7 protein-coding genes and 1 pseudogene are annotated in these 7,585 nt (G+C 66.6%); 4 read left to right on the plus strand and 4 right to left on the minus strand.

Annotated elements, in window-relative coordinates; all coding sequences use genetic code 11:
• The 3 genes and pseudogenes from B2W55_RS07890 to B2W55_RS07900 all read left to right on the plus strand — a co-directional run.
• Positions 1–282, plus strand: a pseudogene (locus tag B2W55_RS07890) (TetR/AcrR family transcriptional regulator); the annotation flags it as partial.
• A gap of 116 nt (positions 283–398) precedes the next feature.
• Positions 399–1,139, plus strand: a complete 741-nt coding sequence (locus B2W55_RS07895; RefSeq protein WP_024582578.1) for a metallophosphoesterase family protein — start codon at positions 399–401, stop codon at positions 1,137–1,139.
• Between the two features lie 5 nt (positions 1,140–1,144).
• Positions 1,145–2,620 (plus strand): serine/threonine protein kinase, encoded by a 1,476-nt coding sequence (locus B2W55_RS07900; protein ID WP_024582577.1) that lies wholly within the window; start codon positions 1,145–1,147, stop codon positions 2,618–2,620.
• 133 nt (positions 2,621–2,753) lie between these two features.
• On the opposite strand, the gene rpe is transcribed toward B2W55_RS07900, so the two are convergent.
• The gene (gene rpe / locus B2W55_RS07905; protein WP_024582575.1) at positions 2,754–3,455 is read right to left on the minus strand and encodes a ribulose-phosphate 3-epimerase; all 702 of its coding nucleotides are present in this window, start codon (positions 3,453–3,455) and stop codon (positions 2,754–2,756) included.
• A 252-nt stretch (positions 3,456–3,707) separates the two neighbouring features.
• On the opposite strand from rpe, the gene B2W55_RS07910 reads away from it, so the two are divergent.
• The gene (locus tag B2W55_RS07910) at positions 3,708–4,517 is read left to right on the plus strand and encodes an EF-hand domain-containing protein (RefSeq protein ID WP_024582574.1); all 810 of its coding nucleotides are present in this window, start codon (positions 3,708–3,710) and stop codon (positions 4,515–4,517) included.
• Here B2W55_RS07910 and B2W55_RS07915 read toward each other — a convergent pair.
• The 3 genes from B2W55_RS07915 to B2W55_RS07925 all read right to left on the minus strand — a co-directional run.
• On the minus strand, positions 4,514–5,509 hold the full coding sequence (locus B2W55_RS07915) for a P1 family peptidase (RefSeq protein WP_024582573.1): 996 nt from the start codon (positions 5,507–5,509) through the stop codon (positions 4,514–4,516). The genes B2W55_RS07910 and B2W55_RS07915 overlap by 4 nt on opposite strands.
• A 176-nt stretch (positions 5,510–5,685) precedes the next feature.
• Positions 5,686–6,804, minus strand: coding sequence for a branched-chain amino acid ABC transporter substrate-binding protein (locus B2W55_RS07920; protein ID WP_024582572.1), 1,119 nt, complete (start codon positions 6,802–6,804; stop codon positions 5,686–5,688).
• A 160-nt stretch (positions 6,805–6,964) separates the two neighbouring features.
• On the minus strand, positions 6,965–7,585 hold a 621-nt coding region (locus tag B2W55_RS07925; protein ID WP_291532207.1), incomplete at its 5' end, for an ABC transporter ATP-binding protein.

Below are 7,585 nucleotides of genomic sequence, written 5' to 3' on the forward strand. Positions count from 1 at the left end.
GTAGGCTTCCACCACCTCGCGCTGGCGCAGGACGCCCGCGAGGTGGTGGAAGCCTACAAGGACAAGCAGGTCGATCTGGTCGCGAAAATCCTGGCCGACGGCGTGGCGCAAGGCGTGTTCGAGATGGACAACGTCAAGGCGACCGCGCGTGCCGTGTTCGATGCGACCGTCCGCTACCATCACCCGGCGCATGCCGAGGAATGGGCCAAGCCGGAATGCCCGTCGCGGATCGATGCGTTGATCGCCCTGCTGCTGAAGGGCGTACGGGTCTGCAAGCAATAGCGGTCGCGTTTCCTACTGTTCCCTACATCTTCTGATCGACCGATGCCTTTGGCCCGATTGCGAGCCCGGGGCCGCGTGTGCTTGATATCGGGCAGGGATCAGTAGCGCGGACCACGATGCGGCTTGCACTCTTTGCCGATATTCATGCCAACCGGCAGGCCTTCGCCGCCTGCCTCGATGCCGCGCGGGCGCGTGGCGCCGAGCGGCTGGTCTGCCTCGGCGATATCGTCGGCTATGGCGCCGATCCCGAATGGGCTGTCGATACTGTGGTGGGGCTCGTGTCCGAGGGTGCGATCGCGGTGCGCGGCAATCATGACAACGCGATTGGCGTTCCCAGCGACAGCATGAATGCCGATGCGCAGGCCGCCATCGACTGGACCCGCGGCCGGCTCAATGGCGAGCAGAAGGCCTTCCTCGCCGGCCTGCCGATCCTGCGCGAGCAGGACAACCGCCTCTACGTGCATTCCGAGGCCTCCGATCCGGCGAAGTGGCGCTATGTCCGAGACACCTCGGATGCCGCGCGCAGCATGATGGCCACCGAGTTGCAGATCACGTTCTGCGGCCACATCCACCGTCCCGGCCTCTACTCGATGTCCTCGACCGCCAAGATGACGAGCTTCGTCCCGACCTCGGGCGTCCCGGTCCAATTGTTGACGGGACGGCGCTGGCTCGCGGTGCTCGGCTCGGTCGGCCAGCCGCGCGACGGCGATCCCGCGGCATCGTTTGCGATGTTCGACACCGCAAGCCGCGAGATCACCTATCATCGCGTGCCCTATGACGTCGCGACCGCGGCGGCGCGGATCAGGGCGAACGGCCTGCCGCATTGGCTGGCCGACCGGCTGCCGCTCGGCAGGTGATCCCGATGCCTGCGCTGACCATGCAGTCGGGCGCCGAGATCGATGGTTTCACCATCGGCGAGCGGGTGCACCGCGGCGGCATGGCGACGCTGTGGAGCGTCACCCATCCGGGCATCAACGTGCCGCTGCTGATGAAGGTGCCGCTCACTTCGGAGGGCGAGGATCCTGCCGCCATCGTCAGCTTCGAGATGGAACAGATGATCCTGCCGCGGCTGTCGGGGCCGCACGTGCCGGCGTGCTTCGGCACCGGCGATTTCGAGCGCCAGGCCTATGTGGTGATGGAGCGCATCCCCGGGCAAACCCTCTACAAGCGGCTCGACGCGCTGCCGATCCCGTATGACGAGGCGCGCTTGATCGGCGGCAAGATCGCCACCGCGCTCGCCAGCCTGCATCGGCAGAACGTGATCCATCACGACATCAAGCCGAGCAGCATCATGTTCCGCGAGCGCGGCGAAGCGGTGCTGATCGATTTCGGTCTGTCGCATCATCAGCATCTGCCCGACCTGTTGCAGGAGGAGTTTCGCCTGCCATACGGCACCGCGCCCTACATGGCGCCGGAGCGCCTGCTCGGGGTGCGCGACGATCCGCGCAGCGACCTGTTTTCGCTCGGGGTGCTGCTGTATTTCTTCACCACCGGGGTTCGCCCGTTCGGTGAGACCGAGACCCTGCGCGGGATGCGGCGCAGGCTGTGGCGCGATCCGCATCCGCCACGCAAGCTCAAGCCCGACTATCCGCCCTGGTTGCAGGAGATCGTGCTGCGCTGTCTGGAGATCGATCCGGCCGCGCGCTATCCGACCGCGGCGCAGCTCGCTTTCGATCTCGGTCACCCCGAGCAGGTCAAGCTGACCGCGCGGGCGCAGCGGCTCGATCGCGATCCGCTGCGCGTCGTCTGGCGCCGTCGCTTCAATCTCGGCGCGGTACCGCCGCAGCCGAAGTCCAGTGCCGCGGTGCAGCTCGCCTCCAGCCCGATCGTTGCCGTCGCACTCGATCTCGGCGAGGGCGCCGACGCGCTGAACGACATCATCCGCGTCACCGCCGAGCAGGTGCTGTCGACGTCGCCGTCGGCGCGGCTCGCCTGCGTCAACGTCCTGAAGCTCAATCGTCTTGCGATCGACCGCAGCCATGACGAGCAGGGCCAGAACAAGCATGTCGACCGCCTGGTCGCGCTTCAGCACTGGGCGCGGCCGTTCAAGCTCGAGGACGACAGGCTGACCGTGCATGTGCTGGAGGCGATCGATCCGGCCGCGGCGATCCTGGAGTTCTGTGCGGTCAATCTGGTCGACCACATCATCATCGGCGCGCGGCAATCCTCGATGCGGCGCGCGCTGCTCGGCAGCGTCTCCGCGAAGGTCGCCTCCGAAGCGCCGTGCACCGTGACCGTGGTGCGGCCGTCGCGGCTGACGCCGGCGACGGATGGCGACGACGGCGGCGCGGCGGACCAGGCGGCCAACGCCGCGGCTACGCCGCCCGCATTGTTCTGATCGGACGCTTCCACATCGTTATGGCCGGGCTTGTCCCGGCCATCTACGTCTTGCCACCGGCAGACGAAGACGTGGATGCCCGGGACAAGTCCGGGCATGACGAGTTGAGTAGCGGGATCCGCCGCGTGCCTGGCTAGATCGCTTCGCCGCGTGCCTCGGCCGCGGCATGGCGGATCGCGGCGATGTTGGTCTTGTAGGCCTCGATGGTGCCGCCCTTGAACACCGCGGAGCCCGCGACGAAGGCATTGGCGCCGGCGGCGGCGAGCTGACCGGCAACGTCGGGCGCAACGCCGCCATCGACCTCGATATCGATCGGCCGGCCCGCGACCATCGCCCTGATGTCGGAGACCTTGCCGATCGCCGAGCGGATGAAGGCCTGGCCGCCGAAGCCGGGATTGACCGACATGACCAGCACGAGGTCGATCAGGTCGAGCACATATTCGATCGCGCTCGGCGGCGTGCCCGGGTTGATCGAGACGCCGGCCTTCTTGCCGAGCGCGCGGATCGCCTGCAACGAGCGATGCAGATGCGGGCCGGCTTCGGCGTGCACGGTGATGTGGTCGCAGCCTGCCTTGGCAAAGGCTTCGAGATAGGGGTCGCAGGGCGAGATCATCAGATGCGCGTCGAACACCTTCTTGGTGTGCGGCCGCATCGCCTTGATGACGTCGGGGCCATAGGAGATGTTGGGGACAAAATGTCCATCCATCACGTCGAGATGGATCCAGTCGGCGCCCGCCTGGTCCACGGCGCGGACCTCCTCGCCGAGCTTTGAGAAATCCGACGCCAGGATCGACGGAGCGATGACGAGGGGACGCGGGGTGAAAGACTGAGTCATGTCAGCAGTTCCGAAAGACTTCAGGGGGCGACGGGTGACCCCGCCTAACATGCGCGGCCGTGGCGGGCAATGCGAGCGGACGGCGTTTTCGGAGACGGAAAATTCTGCCGCCGGCGGCAGCTCTTGCCGGGTCCGCGGAACCCGCAGCGACGCCGGGAGCCTGGTTTTATTGGGTTTTTCCCGTGGCACGCGGCTTGCTGCGCCATTGCCAAGCGTTTGGGCCGCAAGGCGCGGCTTGGTTGGAGTATTGCCATGTTGTTTGCCATTGGCGCTGCGTCATCGGCCATTGATCTTTTGAGCTCGTTGATGTCGTCGAAATCGACGACCCAGACCGGCGGCTCCAGTGCGGGAAGTCAGTCGAGCGGGCTGTTCGCGCCCTCGACCACGACGTCGACTGCAAGCACCAGCACTGGATCGAGCAGCAGCACCGCGCAGATTTCGCCGCAGACCATGAGCGCGCTGCTCGATGCGCAGAGCCAGTCGCAGACCACGGCCGCGACCAGCGCGACCCCGACCAGCCGGCAGCAGGCCTTGCAGGACCTGTTCTCGCAGATCGATGCCGACGGCAACGGCCAGATTACCAAGACGGAATTCGAGAATGCGCTCGGCGCCGGCGGCACCAACACCGCGCAGGCCGACGCCGTGTTCGCCAAGCTCGACACCAATGGCAACGGCACCGTCAGCCTCGACGAGATGTCGAAGGCCCTGGAAGGCCACAAGGGCGGTCATGGTCACCATCACATGGCCAGCGGCTCGACCGACGGCTCCGGCTCCAGCAGCTCGGGCGGATCGAGCTCCGATCCCCTGATGCAGGCGCTGGGCGGCGCAAGCTCGACGTCGGTGACCAACAGCGATGGCTCGACCACCACCACGACGACCTATGCCGACGGCTCCAAGGTGTCGATGACCCTGCCGGCCGCGGCCTCGACCACCGGCAGCACGAATTCGTCCTCTTCCAGCAGCAACGCGACCTCGTCGTACAATTTCATCGAGCAGCTGATCCAGCGCCAGTCGCAGGCGATCTCGGCGCAGGCCTCGTCGTCGCTGTCGGTCAGCGCTTAGCCGAACCGGTCGCACCAGCTCGGCAGCGCGCCGGCGAAGGGCAGCGCGGTCGCTGAATGGATGCCGCGGGCGATGGCGCGCGCCACCGTGTTGGCCGCGATCGCACCGAGCTTGGTCAGACCGAACAGCGGATCGATCGGCTTGGCGCCGGTCGCCGCCGCAAACACCACATCGCCATCGAGCGGGGCGTGCACCGGATAGATCGCGCGCGCCATGCCGGTCTGCGCGATCATCGCAAGGCGCCTGGCTTGCGGCTTGGTCAGTTGTGCGTCGGTCACGACCACGACGAGCGTGGTGTTCTCGGCAGCCGTCGCATCCGCACCGCCTTTCAGCCGTGGCTTCAGCATTTCCGGCGTGAACGAGGGCGGCAGGCCGCGTCCGCCGAACTCGCCACCGACCTCGAACGGCGCTGCCCAGAACCACGGGCCGCCACCGACCGTGACGCTGCCGACCGCGTTGACCACCGCGAGCGCTGCGACCATCACGCCATCGTCGGTGACGTCGGACGCCGAGCCGAGGCCGCCCTTCAGATTGGCGGTGGTCGCGCCCATCCCGGCGCCGACGCTGCCGAGCTCGAACTCTCCCGCGGCGGCGTTCGCAGCCGCGTAGCCGAGATCCCGATACGGCGGAAACCGGCCCCAGGCCTTGTTGCCGCCGTTGAGCAGATCGAAGCAGATCGCGCCCGGCACGATCGGGATGACAGCATCGCGGATACGAAAGCCGCGGCCGCGCTCGGCGAGCCAGGCCTGCACGCCGCCGGCGGCATCGAGCCCGAGCGCGGAGCCACCCGACAGCGTGATGGCGTCGATCGCCTCCACGACATTATGCGGCGCGAGCAGCGCGTCCTCGCGGGTGCCGGGACCACCGCCGCGAATGTCGATCGAGGCCACCGCCGGCCGCTCGAACAGGATCGCGGTGACGCCCGAGGCGATCACGGCGTCGTCGGCGTGGCCGACGGCAACGCCGGCAATATCGGTGAGAAGGTTTTTCACGATGTGTCCCGTCCGCCTGCTGTCCGATCGATCCGGTATAGCAGCCGCGACGGATGCAGCAACCGTCCGGCATAGCGGGCGGGTGGGCTGCGGTAAGACTTGCGGGCTTCTGTCAAAAAAACGCCCCGGCGGACCGGGGCGTCTTGCAACTCTGATGCGAGCGAACGCGAGGGGCCTTACGAGCCCTTCTGGTTGACCTCGGCGTAGTTGCCCTTGGCATCCCATTTGTAGACGACATAGTCGATCGCCTTGATGTCGCCCTTGGCGTCGAACGCCATCTTGCCGAGTACGGTATCCCACTCGCCGGCCTTGATGGTGTCCATCACCTTCTTGGCGTCGGTGGTGCCGGCCTTGGCGGCGGCCTGCGACCAGACCTGCATCGCAGCGTAGGTGTAGAGCGTGTAGCCCTCGGGGTCGATGTTCTTGGCTTTGAACTTCTCGACGATCGCCTTCGCGGTCGGCTTGTTGCGCGGGTCGGGGCCGAAGGTGAACAGCGTGCCTTCCGCGGCGGGTCCCGTGATCGAGGCGAACTCCTTGTCGTTCATGGCATCGCCCGCCATCAGGACGGTCTGGAGGCCCTGGTCGCGCATCTGGCGCAGGATCAGGCCGGCTTCCTGATGGTAGCCGCCGACATAGACCAGATCGATATTGTCGCGCTTCAGGCGCGAGACGATCGAGTTGAAGTCCTTGTCGCCCTTGTTGTAGGACTCGAACATCTTCTCCTGGAAGCCGGCCTTGTTCAGCGCCTTCTTGGTCTCGTCGGCGAGGCCTTTGCCGTAGGTGGTCTTGTCGTTCAGGATCGCGACGTTCTTGCCCTTGTAGTTCTTCAGGATGTAGTCGGCGGCGACGACACCCTGCTGATCGTCGCGGCCGCAGACGCGCGCCACGTTCCAGAGCTTGCGTTCGGTGAACAGCGGGTTGGTCGAGGCCGGCGTGATCTGTAGGACGTTGCCGTCGGCATAGGCTTCCGACGCCGGGATCGAGGACGAGGAGCAGAAATGCCCGGCCACGAACGGAATCTTGGAGCTCGCAATCTTCTCGGCGATCGAGCGCGCCTGCTTGGGATCGCAGGCGTCGTCGTCGGTTTCCAGCGCCAGCTTCTTGCCGAGGATGCCGCCGGCCGCGTTGATGTCGGCGACGGCCTGCTCGGCGCCGTTCTTCAGCTGCCGGCCGAATGCGGATTCGGAGCCCGTCATCGGGCCCGCGACTGCGACGGTGATGTCTTGCGCGAACGCGCTCGCCGATAGAGCGAACGTTGCGCCCAGTGCCAGGCCGAAGAGCTTCAGTGATTTCATGAGACGTCCCTCGTGGTCGTTGCCTCTAGCGGAAGGACCCGGCAGGCGCTGGGTCCAGAAACCGGCGGCATTCTCGGCTGATTTCGCGGTGAAGTCACCGGCAATTTTCAGGCAAATCGACGCTGGCCCGCGCAGCAATCTGCTGCATGGCGAGGCGAGCTCAGCCGTGGCGGCCGCCTTCCAGATAGGCGGCGCGAATTTCCGGCCGCTGCAACAATTCGCTGCCGGTTCCGGTCAGGGTGATCAGACCGTTGACCATGACATAGCCGCGGTGGGCGAGCTTCAGCGCATGGTTGGCGTTCTGCTCGACGATCAGCACGGTGAGGCCGTCCTGCCGGTTCAGCGTACGGATGGCGTCGAAGATCTGGCGCGCGATCAGCGGTGCCAGGCCGAGCGAGGGTTCGTCCAGCATCAACAGCCGCGGCCGGCTCATCAAGGCGCGTCCGATCGCCAGCATCTGCTGCTCGCCGCCCGACAGGGTGCCGCCGCGCTGCGCGATGCGTTCCTTCAGCCGCGGGAATAGCGCGAACACGCGCTCCAGTCCGGCCTCGCGCTCGGCCTCGCTGCATTCGGTGGCATCGGCGCCCATCTGTAGGTTTTCCGCGACGCTCATGCGCGGAAAGATCCGCCGTCCCTCCGGCGATTGCGCGATCCGCAGCCGCGCGATCTCATGCGTCGGCACGCCGGTGATGTCGCGGCCGTCATATTCGATGCTGCCGGCACGCGCGCGCGGCTTGCCGAAGATCGTCATCATCAGCGTCGACTTGCCGGCGCCATTGGC

This window comes from Bradyrhizobium sp. UBA2491 (assembly GCF_002341725.1).
Lineage (GTDB): Bacteria > Pseudomonadota > Alphaproteobacteria > Rhizobiales > Xanthobacteraceae > Bradyrhizobium.

Excerpts from the sequence above, each read along its gene's own strand:
- B2W55_RS07895 (WP_024582578.1), top strand. The coding sequence starts at position 399 with ATGCGGCTTGCACTCTTTGCCGATATTCATGCCAACCGGCAGGCCTTC.
- B2W55_RS07910 (WP_024582574.1), top strand. The coding sequence starts at position 3,708 with ATGTTGTTTGCCATTGGCGCTGCGTCATCGGCCATTGATCTTTTGAGC.
- rpe (WP_024582575.1), bottom strand. The coding sequence starts at position 3,455 with ATGACTCAGTCTTTCACCCCGCGTCCCCTCGTCATCGCTCCGTCGATC.
- B2W55_RS07920 (WP_024582572.1), bottom strand. The coding sequence starts at position 6,804 with ATGAAATCACTGAAGCTCTTCGGCCTGGCACTGGGCGCAACGTTCGCT.
- B2W55_RS07900 (WP_024582577.1), top strand. The coding sequence starts at position 1,145 with ATGCCTGCGCTGACCATGCAGTCGGGCGCCGAGATCGATGGTTTCACC.